Source organism: Methylobacterium sp. 77, from assembly GCF_000372825.1.
Lineage (GTDB): Bacteria > Pseudomonadota > Alphaproteobacteria > Rhizobiales > Beijerinckiaceae > Methylobacterium.
On sequence record NZ_KB910516.1, the window covers coordinates 3,614,810 to 3,635,312 of the forward strand.

The 20,503-nt window shown below is 67.4% G+C and carries 15 protein-coding genes; 6 read left to right on the plus strand and 9 right to left on the minus strand.

The features are described 5' to 3' along the window. Positions 1 to 29: 29 nt before the first annotated feature. The 8 genes from A3OK_RS0117185 to A3OK_RS0117220 all read right to left on the minus strand — a co-directional run bounded on the left by A3OK_RS0117185 (position 30) and on the right by A3OK_RS0117220 (position 7,456). Positions 30 to 227, minus strand: a complete 198-nt coding sequence (locus tag A3OK_RS0117185; RefSeq protein WP_019906127.1) for a hypothetical protein — start codon at positions 225 to 227, stop codon at positions 30 to 32. A 329-nt stretch (positions 228 to 556) separates the two neighbouring features. Further along, complete coding sequence (locus A3OK_RS0117190) at positions 557 to 919, minus strand: DUF6481 family protein (protein WP_026597364.1); 363 nt, start codon at positions 917 to 919, stop codon at positions 557 to 559. Positions 920 to 1,068: 149 nt separating this feature from the next. After that, positions 1,069 to 1,278, minus strand: coding sequence for a cold-shock protein (locus tag A3OK_RS0117195; RefSeq protein ID WP_026176335.1), 210 nt, complete (start codon positions 1,276 to 1,278; stop codon positions 1,069 to 1,071). Positions 1,279 to 1,553: 275 nt separating this feature from the next. Further along, positions 1,554 to 2,837 (minus strand): cation:proton antiporter, encoded by a 1,284-nt coding sequence (locus tag A3OK_RS0117200; protein ID WP_019906129.1) that lies wholly within the window; start codon positions 2,835 to 2,837, stop codon positions 1,554 to 1,556. A gap of 141 nt (positions 2,838 to 2,978) precedes the next feature. After that, positions 2,979 to 4,199: a Gfo/Idh/MocA family oxidoreductase gene (locus tag A3OK_RS0117205; protein WP_019906130.1), complete on the minus strand. Its 1,221-nt coding sequence runs from the start codon at positions 4,197 to 4,199 to the stop codon at positions 2,979 to 2,981. Positions 4,200 to 4,423: 224 nt separating this feature from the next. Further along, the gene (locus A3OK_RS0117210; protein ID WP_019906131.1) at positions 4,424 to 5,635 is read right to left on the minus strand and encodes an ABC transporter permease; all 1,212 of its coding nucleotides are present in this window, start codon (positions 5,633 to 5,635) and stop codon (positions 4,424 to 4,426) included. A 25-nt stretch (positions 5,636 to 5,660) separates the two neighbouring features. Beyond that, positions 5,661 to 6,152, minus strand: coding sequence for a DUF4112 domain-containing protein (locus A3OK_RS0117215; protein ID WP_019906132.1), 492 nt, complete (start codon positions 6,150 to 6,152; stop codon positions 5,661 to 5,663). A gap of 113 nt (positions 6,153 to 6,265) precedes the next feature. Next, positions 6,266 to 7,456, minus strand: a complete 1,191-nt coding sequence (locus tag A3OK_RS0117220; protein WP_019906133.1) for an aminotransferase — start codon at positions 7,454 to 7,456, stop codon at positions 6,266 to 6,268. Between the two features lie 451 nt (positions 7,457 to 7,907). Between A3OK_RS0117220 and A3OK_RS24395 the strand changes: the two genes are divergently transcribed. The 6 genes from A3OK_RS24395 (at position 7,908) to zwf (ending at position 19,495) form a co-directional block, all read left to right on the plus strand. Then, positions 7,908 to 8,048, plus strand: coding sequence for a hypothetical protein (locus A3OK_RS24395; protein ID WP_019906134.1), 141 nt, complete (start codon positions 7,908 to 7,910; stop codon positions 8,046 to 8,048). A gap of 272 nt (positions 8,049 to 8,320) precedes the next feature. Beyond that, entirely contained in the window at positions 8,321 to 9,691 is a 1,371-nt protein-coding gene (locus A3OK_RS0117230) for an MdtA/MuxA family multidrug efflux RND transporter periplasmic adaptor subunit (RefSeq protein ID WP_019906135.1), read from the plus strand. A gap of 106 nt (positions 9,692 to 9,797) precedes the next feature. Further along, entirely contained in the window at positions 9,798 to 12,917 is a 3,120-nt protein-coding gene (locus tag A3OK_RS0117235) for an MdtB/MuxB family multidrug efflux RND transporter permease subunit (RefSeq protein WP_019906136.1), read from the plus strand. A gap of 49 nt (positions 12,918 to 12,966) precedes the next feature. Continuing rightward, the gene (locus A3OK_RS0117240; protein WP_019906137.1) at positions 12,967 to 16,245 is read left to right on the plus strand and encodes an efflux RND transporter permease subunit; all 3,279 of its coding nucleotides are present in this window, start codon (positions 12,967 to 12,969) and stop codon (positions 16,243 to 16,245) included. Further along, positions 16,242 to 17,885 carry an efflux transporter outer membrane subunit gene (locus tag A3OK_RS0117245; protein WP_155912067.1) on the plus strand — a complete coding sequence of 548 codons (1,644 nt, stop codon included), beginning with the start codon at positions 16,242 to 16,244 and terminating at the stop codon, positions 17,883 to 17,885. Before A3OK_RS0117240 ends, A3OK_RS0117245 begins: the two co-directional genes overlap by 4 nt. 86 nt (positions 17,886 to 17,971) lie before the next feature. After that, the gene (zwf, locus tag A3OK_RS0117250) at positions 17,972 to 19,495 is read left to right on the plus strand and encodes a glucose-6-phosphate dehydrogenase (RefSeq protein ID WP_019906139.1); all 1,524 of its coding nucleotides are present in this window, start codon (positions 17,972 to 17,974) and stop codon (positions 19,493 to 19,495) included. Between the two features lie 86 nt (positions 19,496 to 19,581). Here the strand turns inward: zwf and A3OK_RS0117255 are convergent, their stop codons facing one another. Then, positions 19,582 to 20,361: a restriction endonuclease gene (locus A3OK_RS0117255; RefSeq protein WP_019906140.1), complete on the minus strand. Its 780-nt coding sequence runs from the start codon at positions 20,359 to 20,361 to the stop codon at positions 19,582 to 19,584. Between the last annotated feature and the right edge of the window lie 142 nt (positions 20,362 to 20,503).

The window sequence follows — 20,503 nt, forward strand, 5'->3', positions numbered from 1 at the left end:
TCCGGTGGATGCCGGCGCGGCTGCGTCGTTCACGAAGCGAGGGTGATCTCGCCCTCGCGGACGGCGCGCTCACCACCGCCGGACTTGATCCGGTAGAAGGGCTCGCCGGTCTGGTCCTCGGGAACGAGGCGCACGATCTCGAACACGTCGGCGGGATCGGTCTTGACGTCGGCATAGCCGATGCGCGCGCGGCGGACGCGCTGCCCTAGCTTGAACTTGTGGGCCATGGGATGTGCCTTTCTGAGTTGACGCGAAACGGTCTCGCGTCCTCGGACGGGTAATCGTGGTCCCCAGTCGCCTTGCCTCACGGAAAAGGACGAGATGAGCGGCAGCCCCGTCCGGAGATGCCACCCTGCGCTCGAACCCTCACGAAGGACCGAGCCAACCCATTCGGTCGCGACCGCCCCGATCATCTGACCGCGGCGGCGACACCGAATCCCGAAAGCATGCTTCCCGAACTCTTATCGGGAGAGCGATGCTCTAAGTTTTTGTTCTGCAGCATCTTTTTTCGGAAAATGGCATCCAGTTTCCGCGCCGATGCTTCCTATGCGCGAGCCTACTTGCGGGCCTTGGCCTTGCGAGCGGCGTAGCGGGCATCGCGTTGCTGCTTCTGCTCGATGCGAGCGGCAGCGGCGAGAGCGATCTTCTCTTCGGCGAGGCGGACGGCCTCGATGGCCTGACGCTCGCGCTCGGCCTCGGCCTCTGCTGCGGCTTGGGCGGCGGCGGCGGCCCGTTCGGCTTCGCGGGCGGCAAAGCGGATTTCGCGCTCGCGGGCGATGGCCTCACGCTCGGCCTTGCGGGCCAGTACCGTCGGATCGTCAGCGGCCGGGCGGTCGCGGAAACGCGCCAGCGCGGCCTGACGGGCTTCCTGCGAAGCCTTGAGGCGGTCGGTCATGGAGTTTTCGTTGAATTGGCTCACACAGAATCCTGATTTGGGAAGCGGCGGGCAATGCCGCGGACAGAGAAGAGTTGGTCGAAAACGCAGGAAGCCGCTCTCCAATGGAGAGCGGCTCCTTGTCCATTGTCAGGCTCTCGAAGAGCCTACCATGGACCACGCAGCGTTGAGGCTTACGCGGCCTGGAGGCTGCCGGCGGACTGCTTGCCGCTGCGCTTGTCGGTTTCCATTTCGTAGGAAACCTTCTGGCCTTCGGCGAGGCCGCGCATGCCTGCGCGCTCGACGGCGGAGATGTGCACGAACACGTCGTTGCCGCCGTTATCCGGCTGGATGAAGCCGAAGCCCTTTTGCTCGTTGAACCACTTAACAGTACCGACAGCCATCATAATCCTTCGCCCTTGCGGGCATCATAGTTCGGAGGTCCGCACGAAGATGCACGGCCTTCTCCGTTGTCTCGCCACGCATCAGACCCTCACAGCGCAAAAGCCTCACGACTCACGCAAATGAAAATCGACCACGTATCGATGGCTGCTATGTACTCCCTGAGGGACGATTTAGCAAACGCCGTGAAAAACTTGGGTTTTATTCACATCGGTCCCGATGAAATTTGGACGACGTCCGGTATTCCCCGGCGCTGCTCCCGCTTCGCAGGCGGGGCTCATTCGGCGGGTGACGAGGCCAGCGGCAGGGCGAGCTGAGCGCTCTCGGTGTCGCGCCCGCTGCGGCGGTCGAGGAAGCCGAGGATCGGCGAGACGCTCACGCCGTGCAGGATGATCGAGAGGAGGATGGTCAGCCCGGCGGTGCTCCACAGGAGGCCCGGACGCTCGAACGCAGCATGGCCGAGGGCGAAGGCGAGATAGTAGATCGTGCCGAGGCCCCTGATTCCGAACACGCTGATCACCGCCCGCTCACTGGCGGGCTTGTCATGCCCGATGAGACTGATCCAGCCGCAGAGCGGCCGCACGGCGAAGAGCACGAGCAGCGCGAAGGCGATGCCCTCCCAGGTGAGGTCGCGCAGGAGTCCGCCGCCGATGGCAAGGCCGAAGCCGACCAGGAGCACCATCATCGCCAGTCGCTCGAAAGCCTCGGCCGATCCGTAGAGGGCATGATGGTAATCGTTGCCGCGGTCGGACCAGCGCATGGCGAGAGCCGCCACGAAGACGCCGACGAAGCCGTAGCCGTGCACGGCCTCGACGGCGGCATAGGTCAGGCAGGTGATGCCCAGGGCGACGAAGCCATCGCCCGTGCGCGACAGGCGCGCCCGGTTCGGCAGATGGAACGTCAACCAGCCGAGACCCCGTCCCATGGCTGCGCCGAGGACGATTCCGGCGAGGATCTTCCACACCAGGGAGATCCCGATCCATTCGGCCCATCCGCCGGCACCGAGCCCGTTGGCGGCGGTGAGCGCGATGGCGAGGTTGACGAAGGGAAAGGCGAGCCCGTCATTCAGCCCGGCCTCGGAAGTGAGGCCGAACCGCATCTCGTCCTCACCTCCCTGGGACGGTGGGCCGACCTGTACCTCGGAGGCGAGGACCGGATCGGTCGGCGCGAGGGCAGCCGCGATCAGCAGTGACGACGCGACGCCGAGGCCGAGCAGGTGCGACGCCAGGAACCCGATGAGGAGGATCGTCAGCGGCATGGCGACGGCGAGGAGGCGCCACGTCACCATCCAGCGCCTCCACCCGATGCGGCGGTCGAGTTTCAGCCCGGCCCCCATCAGCGAGATGATGACGACGAATTCGCTGGTTCTCTCGATGAGCCGCAGATGATGCTCAGGTTGCGGCGAGAGACCGGAGATTCCGGGGATCAGCGACAGGCCGGCTCCGATCGCGACACAGCAGATCGGCAGCGACAGCGGCAATTGCCGGAGTGCCATCGGCAGCCAGGCGGTGAGGAGCACGAGCGCTCCGAAACCGCCGAGCATGTAGATATACGCGTCCATGACGACCGACTTGTCCCTGCACGTTCTTCGCCGGAATCATCACGACCCATACGCAAGACCGATTTTGTGCCGCACAATTCCAGGTGGAGAGGCCGCGGTTTCGTGCCGCCTATCCTGCCCACCTTCTTCTCCCGCCCGCCTTCAGAGCGTGCCCGACCGCATCGTCATGTCGGGATTGAGATCGACCCATCTGCGCGTCGCGGCCGCCTGATACAGCGCCTCGATCAGACGAACGTCGCGCAGCCCCATCTCGCCCGGCGTCTGCAATTCCCCACCTTCCGCGATCACCTGCGAAAGGTGGTCGATCTCGCCGGTGAACTGGACCGCATCGCCCTCGACCGTCAGGATCTCGTCGGCGCGCTTGGCATTGCCGATCACCAGGCGGTTGCCCTGGTAGGCGGTGCCGGGATCGAGGGTGGCCACGCCCTTCTCGCCCCAGATGTCGATCCGCTTCTTGTCGGAGGTGTAGCCCGACGAGACCGTGGCGCGCCGTCCGGAGGGAAAGACCAGCTGCGCCGTGAACACGTCCTCGACCTCGGCGAAGCGCGGATCGTCGGGCGGCGAACCCATCGAGGCCGAGACGGAGGACGGGCTCTCGCCGAAGAACCATTGGATGCCGTTGAGACCGTAGATTCCGATATCGACGAGTGAGCCGCCTCCGGCGACCGCCTTCAGCATCCGCCACTGGTCGCGTGGGCGTGACGGTTCGAGCGGGCGGTGATGGTCGGAGGAGGCGAACCGGACCTCGCCGAACTCGCCCTTGTCCATCATCGCCTTGGCGCGGAGATTATGCGGCTCCCAATGGACGCGGTAGGCGATCATCAGCCGACGGTCGGCCGCCTTGGCGGCGTCGATCATCCGCTGGCACTCGGCGGAACTGGTCGCCATCGGCTTCTCGCAGAGGACGTGCTTGCCTGCCTCCAGGGCCTTGATGGTGAGGTCGGCATGGGTGGAATTCGGCGTCACGATGTAGACGGCGGCGATGTCCTTGTTGTCGGCCATCCTCCCCATCGAGCCGTAATCGTAGAGGGCGCCGGGCCCGACCCCATAACGGCCGGCCACGGCCTTGGCCTTTTCCGGGTTGCCGGAGACGAGGGCGACGATCTTCGAGCGGCGCGCGCGTTCCAGTGCGGGCAGGACCTGCGCCTGGGCGAAGTCGCCGAGTCCGACCACGGCCCAGCCGAGATGCTGGTCGCGCGGCAGCGGCGGCGGCTGGTCGAGCTTGGGCTCCGGCCGGCCGATCGGGGTGGTGGGGATCGTCTGGGACGCAGCGTGCTCGGAAGCGAGCGCTCCGCCGATGCCGGCGAGGCTTCCGGCCATGAAGAGGCGGCGGGACGGCGCAGTATTCGAGGCGTCGGACATCGTATCTCCGGACCCAGGAGGGGTGAATCTCGCGGCCGGATCGCTGGTGCCGCCTCCTGATAACGCGCGTCGGCCCGATCGGATTCCATCGGGACCTGCGGTCGAGGCGCGCGGGAGTACGACGGAGACGCCAAAGGCACCTCCGCGCAGGCCTCTCCGCTCGCGGTCCCGGCGATCGAAAACGCCTTGAGAGGGAAGGACTCGTTCTACTTGAAGGTCTTGTTCTACTTGAAGGTCTTGCGGGGATCGAAGGCGTCGCGCACGGCCTCGCCGGCGAAGATCAGCAGGCTCAGCATCACCGCCACCACGAAGAAGCCAGTCAGCCCGAGCCAGGGTGCCTGGATGTTGTCCTTGCCCTGCGCCAGCAATTCGCCGAGGGACGCCGAACCGGGAGGCAGGCCGAAGCCGAGAAAGTCGAGGGAGGTGAGCGTCCCGATCGAGCCGTTGAGGATGAACGGCATGAAGGTCAGCGTCGCCACCATGGCGTTGGGCAGGAGGTGCCGGCTCATGATGCGGATGTTCGAGAGGCCGAGCGCGCGGGCGGCCCGGACGTACTCGAAATTGCGGGCGCGCAGGAATTCGGCGCGCACCACGCCCACCAGCGCCACCCAGGAGAACAGCAGCAGGATGCCGAGCAGGACGAAGAAGCCCGGCGCGATGAAGGCCGAGATGATGATGATGAGGTAGAGGGTGGGGATGCCGCTCCACACCTCGATGAAACGCTGCAGGCTGAGATCCACCCAGCCGCCGAAATAGCCCTGGACCGCACCGGCGATCACGCCGATCACCGACGAGACCAAGGCCAGGATCAGCCCGAACAGCACCGAGATGCGGAACCCGTAGATCACGCGCGCCAGGACGTCGCGGGTGGTGTTGTCGGTGCCGAGCCAGTGCATCTCCAGCCCCTTGCACCCTGCCCTGCCGGTCTCTCCTGAGGCCTTGATATCGGCGGAGGCCGCGGCCTCGGTCCGTTGCCCGGCTGCGGCCTGGCACTGTTCGTCGGTGAGCATCCAGGTCGGCGGCGAGGGCGAGGGCGTCGGCAGCCCGTCGATGATCGTGTCGTAGGAATAGGGGATCGGCGGCCAGATCGCCCAGCCGTTCTCGGCGATCTCCTGCCTCGTCTCGGCCGAGCGGTAATTCGGCCGCGCGTAGAAGCCGCCGAACTTCTCGTCCGGGTAGTCGATGAGGACGGGAAAGAGGATCTCGCCCTTGTAGGAGACGACCAGGGGCCGGTCGTTGGCGATGAACTCCGCGAACAGGCTCAGCGTGAAGAGGGCGACGAAGATCGCGAACGACCAGAAGCCGAGCCGGTTGTGCCGGAAATTCGCGAGCCGTCGCCGGTTCAGCGGCGACAACCCGCGTGCCGTCGGCACGGGAGCGGGCGGGGCGGCAACGGGGACGGGGACGGCTTCCGCGGGGCGGGCGATCTCGTTCATGAGACCGCCCCTATTGGATTGCGCGTCAGCCGTCGAGACGGACGGCCGTTCCCTCGATCTCGTTGGGCCGCAGGCCGCCGGTCTTTTCGAGATGGCGGCGCAGCAGGCGGACGTTGCGACGATTGGCCTTGAAGGCCGCATCGAAGATGTCGCCGGCCAGCGGGACCGCGCCGACGACCCCGTCGAAGGCCACGTTCATGGCCATGCGGGCGAGCAGCCATCTCGGTGCGCCGAGGCGGCGTGCTTCGTAGACGATATAGGAGGCGAGCAGCATGCCCGCGGCATCGCCGATGATCGGCACGAGACCGATCACGGCATCCAACCCCACGCGCCGGTTGGTGCCGGGGATCACGAACGCCGTGTCCATGAGATGGGCGAACTGCTCCAGGCGCAGGAGCGCCGCCTCCCGGCTGTCGGGCCGAGCGCGGAACTGCGTCGCCCTCGAGTCGCGATTGCGCTGGCCGAAATCGCTGCCGGGGATATCGCGGGCGGGAAAGACGACGTCGTTGAAGGCCATGGCGGGGCTCCGGGGGATGCGCGTCGTGGTCATGGTACGAGATGTGGCCCTGCCCCCGTCCTCCCGCAAGCGGTGGGCTCATCCGGCCAGCCGGCCTCATGCGCCGTTCCTTTTCACCGCGTATGCCCCCGCATCAAGCCGGAGAGACGGTCGAGAGCTGCGTCGAGGGTCGCATCCTGCTTGGCGAAGCACAGCCTGACGAGGGTGCGCACCGCTCCTTCCGCATAGAACGCGCTGATCGGGATCGCGGCGACGCCGTGCTCGCGCACCAGGGCCTGGCAGAAGGCGACGTCGTCCGCCTCGCCATCGCGACCAAGCCCGAAACCGAGGCTCGGCGCCAATGCGCCGATATCGATGGTGAGGAAGTAGGTCGCCTGCGACGGCAGCACGGAGAAGCCGAGTTCGGTGAGGCCGGCGCTCAGCCTGTCGCGCGAGGAGGCGAACCGTGACCGCATGTCGAGGAAATAGGCCTCGTCCTTCGCGAGACCGTAGGCCACCGCCTCCTGCAGGTTCGGCGGGGTGGTGAAGGTGAGGAACTGATGCGCCTTGGAAACCGCCTTGAGCAGGGGTGGGGAAGCCATGACGAAGCCGACTTTCCACCCGGTCAGACTGAAGATCTTGCCGGCCGAACCGATCTTCACGGTGCGGTCGCGCATGCCCTCAAACCCGATCAGCGGGCGATGAAGGCGCCCGTCGAAGGTGACGTGCTCCCATACCTCGTCGCAGATCGCCGTGACGTCGAAGCGCTGGCAAAACCTCGCCAGCAGCGCGAGGTCGTCGTCGCGGAACATCGTCGCGGTGGGATTTAGCGGGTTGTTGAGCACGACGACTCTGGTGCGCTCGGTGAAGGCCTGCGCCAGCGCCGCCTCGTCGAGACGAAAATGCGGGGGCCGCAGGGTGACGAAGCGCGGAATGCCGCCGGCCTGCCGGATGATCGGCAGGTAGGCGTCGTACATCGGCTCGAACAGCACGACCTCGTCTCCGGGCGAAACCAGGGCGAGCAGGCTCGCGGCCAGAGCCTCGGTGGCGCCGGAGGTGACCATGACCTCCGTATCGGGGTCGAGATCGAGGCCCTGGTGGCGCCCGTAATGCGCGGCGATGGCGCGGCGAAGGACCGGCAGGCCCATCATCGGCGGATATTGGTTGTAGCCGTCCCGCAGGGCCTCGGCCGCCTTCTCACGCACGTCCGCCGGGCCGGGATCGTCGGGAAAGCCCTGTCCCAGATTGATCGCGCCAAGCTCGCGCGCCAGCACCGACATCACGTCGAACACGGTATTGGGAAGATCGGCGAAGACGGGATTCATCGGGCGGAACTCATCCGGGACAACGCTCGCAGCGGGCGGGATTTCGGGCAGGCTCCGCTCGTCAACGGGCGACGGTCCCGCCTCGGTAGCACGGGCGTTTCGGGTCGAGAAACGAGGCGCCGAGAATGTGCGCGATAGCACTCCACTTCTTCGGACATCGTAGGCCGGGCCTGACGATTGTTGACATTCATCAGACGTAACGTACCTTCTCGACATGGCCGGAGCGGTCGTCGCCAGACGGGAACACCGCCCCCTCGTTTCTGTTTGGCTACGTGCCGCTCCGGTCCTTCCCAAGACGCTGATATCTCTTGAGAACTTGATCCCCCCAAGAACTCGATCTCCCAAGTAAAAGGCCGTCACTCTTCGCCGAGTGGCGGCTTTTTGCGTTCCGCTTGTGATTTGGGGTGCGTGGCGTTAGCGACCTTTTTTCCGGATCATAAGGACGAGTCCCTTGAGCACCCGCGCCTGCTGTGCCTTCGCCATCCTCGTCGCCCTGGCGGGAGCGGGCTTGCGCCTCGCGGTGCCGGTGACGCCGCCGGACGCGGCCTACCGCGCGGTGGTCGACGCCTACCCGTCGAAGCCGCTGCCCTGAACCCGTCGGAATATCCGGGTTCGAGGCCGCAGAAACAGCCGGGAAACCTCCGCGCCGCACTGGCGTCGCAATAACCCGCCACAGCTGGCGACGATGCTGAGCGATCGACCGACAGGCCAAGCCCTCCGGCTTCCATGCGACGCCCTCGGGACGGTCCGCCGTCTTCGTGCCGGTGCGAGGTCGTCGCGCCCCCTGTTTCGCCGGGACTCGCATCTCCATTTCGTCCACACTACGCAGCGCCGGTCGGAAACGAGCGGCCGGATCGTCGAGGCATGAACGAACAATCGCCCATCCGGACCGAAACGGCCCGGGAATTCAGACCGGATACCCAGGTGCCGACGCGCCGGCGTAGCCGTGCGGGCACATGGCTCATCCTGTTGCTTCTCCTCGCGGGGGCGGGAGCCGCCGGCTACAAATTCTATCTCGCGCCGAAGACCGGGACGGAGAACGGCGCGGATGGCGCGCCTGCGCGCGGCAAGGGTGCCCGCGGTCGCTCCGGCGACATGCCCCAGGCGGTCGGCATCGCCACGGTCTCGAGCGGCGAGATCCCGGTGGTGCTGTCAGGTCTCGGTACCGTGACGCCGCTCGCCACCGTGACCATCCAGTCGCAGATCAGCGGCTACCTTATGGAGATCGGTTTTCGCGAGGGCCAGACCGTCAAGAAGGGCGATTTCCTGGCCCAGATCGATCCTCGCATCTACGAGGCACAACTCGCCCAGTATCAGGGCCAGCTCGCCCGCGATCAGGCCTTGCTGCAGAACTCGAAGCTCGATCTCGCCCGCTTCCAGCGCCTCAGCCTGCAGGACTCGATCTCCAAGCAGAACGTGGACACGCAGGGCGCGCTGGTGAAGCAGAACGAGGGCACGGTCGCCATCGATCAGGCCCAGGTCGACCAGCAGAAGCTCAACATCGCCTACACGCGCATCATCTCGCCGGTGGACGGCCGCGTCGGCCTGCGCCAGATCGATCAGGGCAATTACGTCACCGCCGCCTCCACCAACATCGTGGTGGTGACGCAGCTGCATCCGATCTCGGTGGTGTTCACCCTGCCCGAAGACGATGTCGCGCGGGTGATGCGGCGCCTGCGCTCCGGCGCGAAACTCGCCGTGACCGCCTATGACCGGGGCGATGCCAACGTGCTCGCAACCGGCACCCTCGAGACGGTGGACAACCAGATCGACACCACCACCGGCACGGTGAAGCTGCGCGCGCTCTTCGAGAACAAGGACGAGAGCCTGTTCCCGAACCAGTTCGTCAATGCCAAGCTCACCGTGGACACGGTGCGCGACACTCCCATCGTCCCCACCGCCGCGATCCTGCGCGGGACGCCCGGCGCCTACGTCTACCTGCTCGACGGCGACGACAAGGTCGTGGTCCGCCCGATCACTCCGGGCGAGCCGGATGGCGCGCGCACCGCCGTCACCAAGGGGCTGGCGGTGGGCGACCGGGTCGTCGTCGACGGAACCGACCGCCTGCGCGACGGCGCCAAGGTCCGCGTCACCGAGGGCGGCAAGGGTCAGGCGGCGGCACCCGGAGAGGCCGCGGCACCGGACGGGGCGACGGCCACGCCCGCCGCCGGCACGCCCCCGGAAAGCCCCCCGCAGAAGCGCGAGCGCCGCAGCCAGCGGCCGGCCGCGCAGTGAGCGATCCGAACGCCAGACCACTCTCCCCCTGCGGCGGGAGCGAGAGCCTGTCGAGCAGGCGGGGAGAGGGACGACGCGGCGGCGCGCCCGACCCGGCCGCCGTCCGATGAATCCCTCCCGCATCTTCATCCTGCGGCCGGTCGCGACCACGCTGTTCATGCTGGCGATCCTGCTCGTCGGCATGGTGTCGTACCTCAACCTGCCGGTCTCGGCCCTGCCCTCGGTGGATTACCCGACGATCCAGGTGCAGACCTTCTATCCCGGTGCCAGCCCGGAGGTGATGACCTCGGCGGTGACGGCGCCGCTGGAGCGGCAATTCGGCCAGCTCGCCAACCTCAACCAGATGACCTCGCAGAGCTCGGCGGGCGCCTCGGTCATCACGCTTCAGTTCAGCCTCGATCTCGGCCTCGACATCGCGGAGCAGCAGGTCCAGGCGGCGATCAACGCGGCCGGCAACCTGTTGCCCTCCGACCTGCCGGCGCCCCCGGTCTATGCCAAGGTCAACCCGGCCGACGCGCCGATCCTGACCCTGGCACTCAGTTCCAAGACGATGCCGCTCACCGAGGTGCGCGACCTCGCCGAAACGCGGCTCGCCCAGAAGATCAGCCAGGTTTCCGGCGTCGGCCTCGTCAGCATGGGCGGCGGCCAGCGCCCCGCCGTGCGCGTGCGCTTCAATTCCCGCGCGCTCGCCGCCTACGGCCTCAACATCGACGACCTTCGGACGACGATCACCAACCTCAACGTCAATACGCCGAAGGGCACGATCGACGGGCCGACCCAGTCCTACGCCATCAACGCCAACGACCAGATCCGTGATCCGAAGGCCTACGAGCAGGCGATCATCGCCTACAAGAACGGTTCGGCGGTGCGGCTCTCGGACGTCGCGGACGTCGTCAACGGCCCGGAGAACACCAAGCTCGGCGCCTGGATGGACGAGACGCCCGCCGTCATCCTCAACATCCAGCGCCAGCCCGGCGCCAACGTCATCGCCACCGTCGACAAGATCAAGGCGCTGCTGCCCCAGCTTCAGGGAACGCTGCCCGCGGCGATCACGGTGACGCCGCTCACCGACCGCACCACCACGATCCGCGCCTCCGTGCACGACGTGCAGGTGGAACTGGCGCTGGCCATCGGCCTCGTGGTGCTGGTGATTTTCCTGTTCCTGCGCAGCCTCTCGGCGACCCTGATCCCGAGCCTGTCGGTGCCGCTCTCGCTGATCGGCGCGCTCTCGATCATGGATCTCTACGGGTTCTCCCTCGACAACCTCTCCCTGATGGCGCTGACCATCGCCACCGGTTTCGTCGTCGACGATGCCATCGTCGTCATCGAGAACATCGCCCGCCACGTCGAGGAAGGCGATTCGCCGATGGAGGCGGCCCTGAAGGGCAGCCGCGAGATCGGCTTCACCATCATCTCGCTCACCGTCTCGCTCATCGCGGTGCTGATCCCGCTCCTGTTCATGGGCGACGTGGTGGGGCGCCTGTTCCACGAATTCGCGATCACGCTGGCCGCCACCATCGTGATCTCGGCGGTGGTCTCGCTCACCCTCGTGCCGATGCTGTGCGCGCGCCTGCTCAAGCACGCGCCGGAGGCGAAACGCCGCGAGGGCGCCATCGCCCGCGCCGGCCGCCGGACGATGGACGGCATCATCGCCGGCTACGGGCGCCTGCTACGGGTCGTCCTCAACCACCAGGGGCTGACGCTCGTCGTCACCCTCGGCACCATCGCGCTCACCGCCTACCTGTTCGTCGTCATCCCGAAGGGCTTCTTCCCGGTCCAGGATACCGGGGTGATCCAGGGCGTGACCCAGGCCGACCAGACCGTCTCCTATGCCGAGATGGCCGATCGCCAGCAGCAGCTCGCCCGGATCGTCCTGAAGGACCCGGACGTCGCGAGCCTGTCCTCGTTCATCGGCGTCGACGGGCAGAACGTGACGCTGAATTCCGGGCGCTTCCTCATCAACCTGAAACCGCATGACGCGCGCACCACCGACGCCAGCGCCATCATCCGCCGCCTCAAGGAAGCGACCCTCGGGGTCGCCGGCATCCGGCTCTACATGCAGCCGGTCCAGGACCTCACCATCGACACGGCCGTGAGCGCGACGCAGTACCAGGTGATCCTCGAGAACCCGAACCTTGCCGAGTTCGAGACCTGGGTGCCGCGCTTCGTCCAGGCGCTGCAGCGCTCGCCGCTTCTCTCCGACGTGGCGAGCGACCTCCAGGGCAACGGGCTGGCGGCCTACGTCACCATCGACCGGCCCACCGCCGGCCGCTACGGCATCACCCCGGCCACCGTGGACAACGCGCTCTACGACGCTTTCGGCCAGCGCATCGTCTCGACGATCTTCACCCAGTCGAACCAGTACCGGGTGATCCTCGAGGCCGATCCCGACCTGCACAAGACCCTCGACAGTCTGAACGGCATCTACCTGCCGTCCTCGACGGTGGCTTCGGGACAGGTGCCGCTCTCGGCGGTGGCGCGGATCAGCGAGCGCCGGGCGCCCCTGCTCATCAGCCATCTCGGCCAGTTCCCGGCCACCACCGTCTCGTTCAACCTCGCCGAAGGGGCGGCGCTCGGCGAGGCGGTGAAGGCGATCGAGGCGGCGCGCGAGGAGATCAACCTGCCGCCGAGCTTCCGCGTGGTGCCGCAGGGCTCGGTCTTCGCCTTCCAATCCGCGCTCTCGAACCAGCTCTTCCTGGTGATCGCGGCCATCGTCACCGTCTATATCGTGCTCGGCGTGCTCTACGAGAGCTTCGTCCACCCGATCACGATCCTCTCGACCCTGCCCTCGGCCGGGATCGGCGCGCTGCTCGGCCTGATGCTCTACGGCATGCCCCTCGACATCATCGGCGTCATCGGCATCGTCCTCCTCATCGGCATCGTGAAGAAGAACGCGATCATGATGATCGACTTCGCGCTCCAGGCCGAGCGCGAGGACGGGATGGCCCCGCGCGACGCGATCTACGAGGCCTGCCTCCTGCGCTTCCGCCCGATCCTGATGACGACGCTGGCCGCCCTGTTCGCGGCGGTGCCGCTCATCCTCGGCACCGGCGTCGGCTCCGAGCTGCGCCAGCCGCTGGGTATCGTCATCGCCGGCGGCCTCATCGTCTCCCAGGTGCTGACCCTGTTCACGACCCCGGTGATCTACCTGGCCTTCGACCGCCTGGAACGGCGGTTCACGAAGCGCGGCGGTGGCGGGGCGACGGCGGCGGAGGCGACGCCGTGAGGGCGCATCCGCTGGGACACACGGCGTCTCCCTCGACGGGCGATCGCCCATGAACGTTTCCGAACCCTTCATCCGGCGCCCGGTCGCCACGACGCTGCTCACCATCGGGGTGCTGCTGGCGGGGATCTTCGCGTTCTTCAAGCTGCCGGTGGCGCCGCTGCCCCAGGTCGACTTCCCCGTCATCCTGGTCCAGGCGCAGATGGCCGGGGCCTCGCCGGAAACCATGGCGACGACGGTGGCGGCCCCCCTCGAACGGCGTCTCGGCATCATCGCCGATGTCGGCGAGATGACCTCCACCAGTTCCGTCGGCACGGTGCGGATCATCCTGCTGTTCGGCCTCAACCGCGACATCGACGGGGCGGCCCGCGACGTCCAGGCGGCGATCAACGCCGCGCGCGCCGACCTGCCGACGGCCCTGCGGTCGAACCCGACCTATCGCAAGTTCAACCCGGCCGACGCGCCGATCCTGATCCTCGGGCTGACCTCGGACACCCTGTCGCCGGGCCAGCTCTACGATTCCGCCGCCACGGTGGTACAGCAGAAGATGTCCCAGCTCCCCGGAGTCGGGAACGTCGATATCGGCGGCTCGTCGCTCCCTGCGGTGCGGGTCGAGCTCGATCCCACCGCGCTCAACCATTACGGGATCGGCCTCGAAGGCGTGCGCGCGGCGCTCGCCTCGGCCAATGCCAACTCGCCCAAAGGGGCGATCGAGACCGATACCCGGCACTATCAGCTCTACGCCAACGACCAGGGCCGGGTGGCGGCCGATTACCGCGACATCATCGTGGCCTATCGCAACGGCGCGGGCGTGCGCCTCACCGATGTCGGCAAGGTCGAGGATTCGGTCGAGGACAAGCGCAACCTCGGCCTCGTCAACGGCAAGCCGGGCGTGATCCTGTTCATCTACAAGCAGCCCGGCTCCAACGTGGTCGATACGATCAAGGCGCTGAAGGCGGCGCTGCCGCAGGTCCAGGCGGCACTGCCGGGCGATATCGACCTCACCGTCACCGGCGACCGCAGCGCCACCATCCGCGCCTCGCTGGCCGAAACGGAGGAGACGCTGGTCATCGCGGTGATCCTCGTGATCGTCGTGGTGTTCGCCTTCCTGCGCTCAGGCCGGGCGACCCTGATCCCGGCGGTGGCCGTGCCGATCTCGATCATCGGTACCTTCTCGGCCATGTATCTCCTCGATTACAGCCTCGATATCCTGTCGCTGATGGCCCTCATCATCGCCACCGGCTTCGTGGTCGACGACGCCATCGTCGTCCTCGAGAACATCCAGCGCCATATCGAGCTCGGCAAGCCGAGGCTGGAGGCCGCCCTCATCGGGGCCAGGGAGGTCGGTTTCACCGTCATCTCCATGAGCCTGTCGCTGATCGCGGTGTTCCTGCCGATCCTGCTGATGGGCGGCCTCGTCGGCCGCCTGTTCGAGGAATTCGCCGTGACCCTGTCGCTGGCGATCCTGATCTCCCTCGTGCTTTCGCTCACCACCACGCCGATGATGTGCGCCCTCCTGCTCAAGCGGGAGGGCGCGCATGGGAGCATTGAGGGAAAGCGTCCCAATCTTCTCATCCGCGCGCTGGAAGGCGCCTTCGACGGCACCCTCAGCGCCTACGAACGCACGTTGAGGGTAGCCCTGAACCATCGCCGGCTCGTCCTCGCCACGCTGTTCGCGACGATCGGGCTCAACGTCTATCTCTACGTCATCGTCCCCAAGGGCTTCTTTCCCGAGCAGGATACCGGGCAGATGATGGGCGGCATCCAGGCCGACCAGCGCATCTCGTTCCAGGCGATGAAGCAGAAGCTGGAACAGGCCACCGCCATCGTTCAGGCCGATCCGGCAGTGGACAGCGTCGTCGGCTTCACGGGAGGGCGCGGCACCAACTCGGCCAACGTCTTCGTCGGACTGAAGCCACGGGGCGAGCGGGCCTCGATCACCGATGTGATGACACGCCTGCGCCCGAAGCTCGCTCAGGTGGCCGGGGCCCGGCTGTTCCTGTTCCCGCGCCAGGACCTGCGCATGGGCGGGCGCCAGAGCTTCGCGCAGTACCAGTACACCCTGCAGGGCGACACGGCCGACGAGCTCTATGCCGCCGCGCCGAGGCTCGTCGATGCGCTGCAGAAGAACCCGGTCTTCGCCGACGTCACCTCCGACCAGCAGGAGGGCGGGCTCGAGAGCCGCCTCGTCATCGACCGGGCCACGGCCTACCGCTACGGCATCACGCCGGACAAGATCGACAACACCCTCTACGACGCCTTCGGCCAGCGGCAGGTCTCGACGATCTACAACCCGCTCAACCAGTACCACGTCGTGATGGAGATCGCGCCGCGCTACCTGCAGAGCCCCGACACGCTGAAGACGGTCTTCGTCTCGACCTCAGGCGGCAAGGCACGCGGTTCGGCGGTCACCAACGCGGTAGCCGGCACCGTGGCCGGCGCGTCGGCGACGGCGACCACGGCCTCGTCGATCGCCACCGATTCCGCCCGCAATGCCGCCTCCAATGCCATCGCGGGCGGGGCCGGGGCCTCGTCGAGCGCGCCGGTGTCGAGCGCGAAGGAGACGATGATCCCGCTCTCGGCCTTCGCGCGGGTCGAGACCGGCAACGCGCCGGTGCAGGTGAGCCATCAGGGCCTGTTCGTGGCCACCACGATCTCGTTCAACCTGGCGCCCGGCAAGAGCCTGTCGGACGCCACCGTCGCCATCCAGGAAGCGGAGGCGCAGTTGCGCCTGCCGGCCACCATCCACGGCGAATTCGCGGGCGCCGCCAAGACCTTCCAGGCCTCGTCCTCGCGCCAGCCGCTGCTGATCCTGGCGGCGCTGCTCGCCGTCTACACCATCCTCGGAATCCTCTACGAGAGCTTCGTCCACCCGGTGACGATCCTCTCGACCCTGCCCTCGGCCGGCATCGGCGCGCTGCTGGCGCTGCTCGTCTCGGGCACGGAATTCACCATCATCGCGCTCATCGCGGTGTTCCTGCTCATCGGCATCGTCAAGAAGAACGCGATCATGATGATCGACGTGGCGCTGGACGCCGAGCGCACGCGCGGGGCCTCGCCGAAGGACGCGATCTTCGAGGCCTGCCTCTTGCGCTTCCGGCCGATCATGATGACAACGCTGGCGGCCCTGCTCGGCGCCGCTCCTCTCATCCTCGCCGGCGGCGAAGGGTCGGAACTGCGCCGCCCGCTGGGCATCGCCATTGCCGGCGGCCTGATCGTGAGCCAGCTCCTGACCCTCTACACCACGCCCGTCGTCTACCTCTATCTCGACCGTCTCCGCCGCCGGCCCAAGCCCGTGCCGGATGCAGCTCTGCCGGTGGCGGGCGAATGAGCATTCTGTTCTTCGGCGGCCCGCGCGCGACCCGCCCCTCTCCGCTGGGGAGGGAGCAGGCGGGCCAGGGGGCTTCCATTCCGGACACCGCGCTTCCCTCTCGCGGCTCTCTCCCACGGAGGCGGGAGGGCGACCGCGCATGTCGCCGAACCTTCGCCCTGCTTGCCGTCTCCACGAGCCTTGCCACGAGCCTTGCAGGCTGCATGGTCGGGCCGGATTACTATCGTCCCGCCGTCGAGACGCCGCTCGCGTTCAAGCACGGCGGAATGCGCGAGGACAGCACGGCCTATGTCGCCACCCGGAAGGGCTGGCGCGCGGCCCAACCCAATGACGGGGCCGAGCGCGGCGATTGGTGGCGCGTGTTCCGCGATCCCGCCCTCGACCGGCTGATCCGCCTCGTCGACGTGGACAACCAGAGCCTGCGGGTCTCGGTGGCGACCTACGACCAGGCGCGGGGCCTCGTGTCCCAGGCGCGCGCGGCGCTGTATCCCACTGTGATCGGCGCGCCGACGATCACGCGCTCGCGGACGTTGGGGACCGAGCGCACCTCGGTGTCGCTCCAGGCCCAGGCCTCCTGGGAGCTCGACCTGTTCGGCCGCATCCGGCGCAACATCGAGAGCGAGGTCGCCAGTGCCCAGGCGAGCGCGGCGGATCTGGCCGCCGTGCGCCTCGCGATCCAGTCCGAGGTCGCCACGAACTATTTCAGCCTGCGTTACCAGGATTCCCTTCAGAAGCTGCTGAACGAGACGGTGGAGGCCTACAAGAAGAGCCTCGCCATCACCGAGAACCAGTACAGTGCCGGCGTGGCGGCCCGGTCCGACGTGATCACGGCGCAGACGCAGGTGCAGTCGACCCAGGCGCAGGCCATCGCGGTGGGCCTGCAGCGGGCGACGTTCGAACACGCCATCGCGACGCTGATCGGGCGCCCGCCATCCGAGCTGTCCCTACCGATGGGAAGCCTGCCGAGGACGCCGCCGGCGGTTCCGGTCGGCATCCCCTCCGCCCTGTTGGAGCGGCGGCCGGACATCGCACAGGCGGAGCGCGGGGTTCAGGCCCAGAGCGAGCAGATCGGCGTTGCGGTGGCGGCCTTCTACCCCACCCTCGTTCTGTCGGGCTCGGGCGGCGTTTCCGGGCTGACCAGCAACGGTGTGTTCTCGGCGGCGAACCAGGTCTGGTCGGTGGCCGCCGCCGGAAGCGAGACCCTGTTCGACGGCGGCGCCCGCACCGCTGCCGTGCAGATCGCCAGGGCCGCCTACGACGTCACCGTCGCGACCTATCGCCAGACCGTGCTGACCGCCTTCGCCGAGGTGGAGAACGGTCTTGCCGGCGTGCGCATCCTCACCCGCCAGCAGGTGGCCCAGGAGGAGGCGGTGGCCTCGGCCCGCCGCGCCGTGGAGATCACTCTCAACGAGTATCGCGCCGGCACGCAGAACTTCACCACGGTCATCACCGCCCAGGCGCTCGAGCTCAACAACGAGGTGACCGCGTTGCAGGTGCGGCTCAACCGGTTCACCACGGCGGTGTCCCTCATCCGCGCGCTGGGCGGAGGCTGGGACGTGCGCAGCCTGCCGACCCCCGACGAATTGAAGGGCGACCGCCTGCCGATCGACAGGGGACAAGCCGTCCGCACGGACGAGTGATCGCTGCTTTGCACCATGCTTCGGAACGGGGCGGCGCATCGGCGGTTTGACCGGCGTCGGCGACGATGCCCGGAGTGCTTTTTCCCATGACCCTTCCCGATGCCGCAGCGAATGCCGGCAAGCAGCCTCGCGCCAATGACGAGATCAAGAAGGCTCCGGCCTGCACTCTCGTGATCTTCGGGGCGGCCGGCGACCTGACGAAGCGGCTGCTGATGCCGGCGCTCTACAATCTCGCCTCCGACGGCCTGCTCTCTGACGAGCTGAAGATCGTCGGCATCGACCATAACGACCGCACGACCGATCAGTGGCGCGACGACCTCTCGCAGACGATGCAGTCCTTCACCCAGGACCGCACCTCCGAATTCCACCCGGCTTCCATCGATCCGCGGCATTGGGGCTTCATCCGCGACCGCCTGACCTTCACCAAGGGAGATTTCGAGGCCGCGGAGACCTACCAGCGGCTCGGAGCCGCCGTCAGCGGCAGCGTGATCTTCTATCTCGCGGTCTCCGCCCGCTTCTTCGGCCCCGTAGTCGACAACCTCGGCGCGGCCGGCCTGTTGAAGGAGGCTGACGGCGGCTTCCGCCGGGTGGTGATCGAGAAACCGTTCGGCACCGACCTCGCTTCGGCCGAGGCCCTCAACGCCCGGATCCTGAAACAGGCGGACGAGGGCCAGGTGTTCCGCATCGATCACTTCCTCGGCAAGGAAACTGTCCAGAGCATCCTGGCTCTCCGCTTCGCCAACGGCATGCTGGAGCCGATCTGGAACGCCCGCCACATCGACCATGTGCAGATCACCGCGGCCGAGACGATCGGCGTGGAGCAGCGCGGCGCCTTCTACGAGCCGACCGGCGCCCTGCGCGACATGGTGCCGAACCACCTGTTCCAGCTCCTCTCCATGGTGGCGATGGAGCCGCCCGGCAGTTTCGATGCGGAGGATATCCGCAACGAGAAGGCGCGGATCGAGCAGGCCGTGCTGCCGGTGGCGCCGGACCATGCGGTGCGTGGCCAATACGCGGCCGGCGAGGAGCAGGGACGACCGGTGAGGGGATATCGCGAGGAGGACAATGTCTCGGGCGATTCGCGCACCGAGACCTACGTCGCCCTGAAACTCGCCATCGAGAACCCGCGCTGGTCCGGCGTGCCGTTCTACCTGCGCACCGGAAAGCGTATGGCGGGGCGCCTCACCGAGATCGCCGTGCATTTCAAGCCGCCGAGCCATGGCCTGTTCGCGGGCACCGAACTCGCGCCCAACGTGATGCGTCTGCATATCGACCCAGAACAGGGCCTCAGCACGCAGTGGAACGCCAAACGACCGGGGCCCGAGATGCATCTCGGCGCGGTCACGTCCTCGTTCCGTTTCGGCGATTTCTTCACGGAGACGCCGAGCGTTGGTTACGAGACCTTGATCTACGATTGCATGGTCGGCGATCCGACCCTGTTCCAGCGGGCCGACGCCATCGAGGCGGGCTGGGCGGCCGTCGATCCTCTGATCCAGGCCTGGGCCGATGCCCCGGTGGAGGCCTATGCGGCGGGCAGCGACGGGCCGGCTGGAGCCGACACATTGCTCACCCGCGACGGGCGGGCCTGGCTTCCCCTCAAGACGAGTTGAGACCGCGCGGCGGCATTCGTACGCCGAACCTCTGTGAGCTCGACCTTATGGATAGGGATCGCTGAGGTTGGGTTGATATCCCTGCGTCAGGCCGGCGCAGTGTTGAGGCGCTTGGACTTCCGCACCGGCGAAAGCTGTCGCAGGGCATCGTGGTGAAGCAGAAGGACGCCGGTGGCACCCGACAACCTGCGGGCGGCGGGAGTGAAGCCGGCATTGGAAACGACGGCGGCCATATCCGCCTGCCAGTAGCGTGCGGCTGCCGCCACCTCCTGCACCGCCGCGTTGCCGACGGGCTTCGTATAGCGCTTGCACTGCAGAACCAGGCGCGTTCCCGCCCGCTCGGCAACCACATCGGCGCCCTGGTCCCCGCTGGCTTTCGTGGGGCGCGCCGACCAGCCCGCCTCGCGCAAGGCTTCGGCACAGAAGCGCTCATAGGCGATGCCGTCTTCCGGAGCCTCGTCCTCGTCCGGCAGATCCACGGACAGGGCGACCTCGTCGATGATGTCGAGGACCGTGGCCCACCGGGTATCCGCGAGATCGGTGAAGCCTTTGGCGTCGAGATGCGGCAGGATCGTCCGCTCGGCGAAGTAATCCCGCTCACGCAACCAGCCGTCGTCGATCCGATTGCCGTAGGCGTCCTCGAAGCATTCCTGGCGACGTCGCAGGGCGAGGGTACCGGCATGGGCCCGAGCGAGGCGGCGCACCGAGCTCCTGAAGCGGCGGGGCCGGTCGAGCCGACGCAGCAGGATCAGGCAGAGACAGAGACCGGTCGCCGCCAGAGCGGGGAGGCCGAACCAGAAGGCGAAGGCCCCACCGATCACCGTCGTCCAGAACAGGCGGGCGACGAGGCTCGATCGACCGGACATGCGCACCCTTTCCTTGCCGACAGGGCGCGCGCCACCACCTGCGCATCGACAGATCCCCGTCGCTCCTAGAATGCATGGAGGGTCTTGCGGCACGCCTAACGTCGACGACGAGAGAGGGCACGCGGAGAGCCTCCACGTTCCT

Excerpts from the sequence above, each read along its gene's own strand:
- A3OK_RS0117240 (WP_019906137.1), top strand. The coding sequence starts at position 12,967 with ATGAACGTTTCCGAACCCTTCATCCGGCGCCCGGTCGCCACGACGCTG.
- A3OK_RS0117205 (WP_019906130.1), bottom strand. The coding sequence starts at position 4,199 with ATGTCCGACGCCTCGAATACTGCGCCGTCCCGCCGCCTCTTCATGGCC.
- A3OK_RS0117220 (WP_019906133.1), bottom strand. The coding sequence starts at position 7,456 with ATGAATCCCGTCTTCGCCGATCTTCCCAATACCGTGTTCGACGTGATG.
- A3OK_RS0117230 (WP_019906135.1), top strand. The coding sequence starts at position 8,321 with ATGAACGAACAATCGCCCATCCGGACCGAAACGGCCCGGGAATTCAGA.
- A3OK_RS0117200 (WP_019906129.1), bottom strand. The coding sequence starts at position 2,837 with ATGGACGCGTATATCTACATGCTCGGCGGTTTCGGAGCGCTCGTGCTC.
- A3OK_RS0117195 (WP_026176335.1), bottom strand. The coding sequence starts at position 1,278 with ATGGCTGTCGGTACTGTTAAGTGGTTCAACGAGCAAAAGGGCTTCGGC.
- A3OK_RS0117235 (WP_019906136.1), top strand. The coding sequence starts at position 9,798 with ATGAATCCCTCCCGCATCTTCATCCTGCGGCCGGTCGCGACCACGCTG.
- A3OK_RS0117255 (WP_019906140.1), bottom strand. The coding sequence starts at position 20,361 with ATGTCCGGTCGATCGAGCCTCGTCGCCCGCCTGTTCTGGACGACGGTG.
- zwf (WP_019906139.1), top strand. The coding sequence starts at position 17,972 with ATGACCCTTCCCGATGCCGCAGCGAATGCCGGCAAGCAGCCTCGCGCC.
- A3OK_RS0117215 (WP_019906132.1), bottom strand. The coding sequence starts at position 6,152 with ATGGCCTTCAACGACGTCGTCTTTCCCGCCCGCGATATCCCCGGCAGC.
- A3OK_RS0117185 (WP_019906127.1), bottom strand. The coding sequence starts at position 227 with ATGGCCCACAAGTTCAAGCTAGGGCAGCGCGTCCGCCGCGCGCGCATC.
- A3OK_RS0117210 (WP_019906131.1), bottom strand. The coding sequence starts at position 5,635 with ATGAACGAGATCGCCCGCCCCGCGGAAGCCGTCCCCGTCCCCGTTGCC.
- A3OK_RS0117245 (WP_155912067.1), top strand. The coding sequence starts at position 16,242 with ATGAGCATTCTGTTCTTCGGCGGCCCGCGCGCGACCCGCCCCTCTCCG.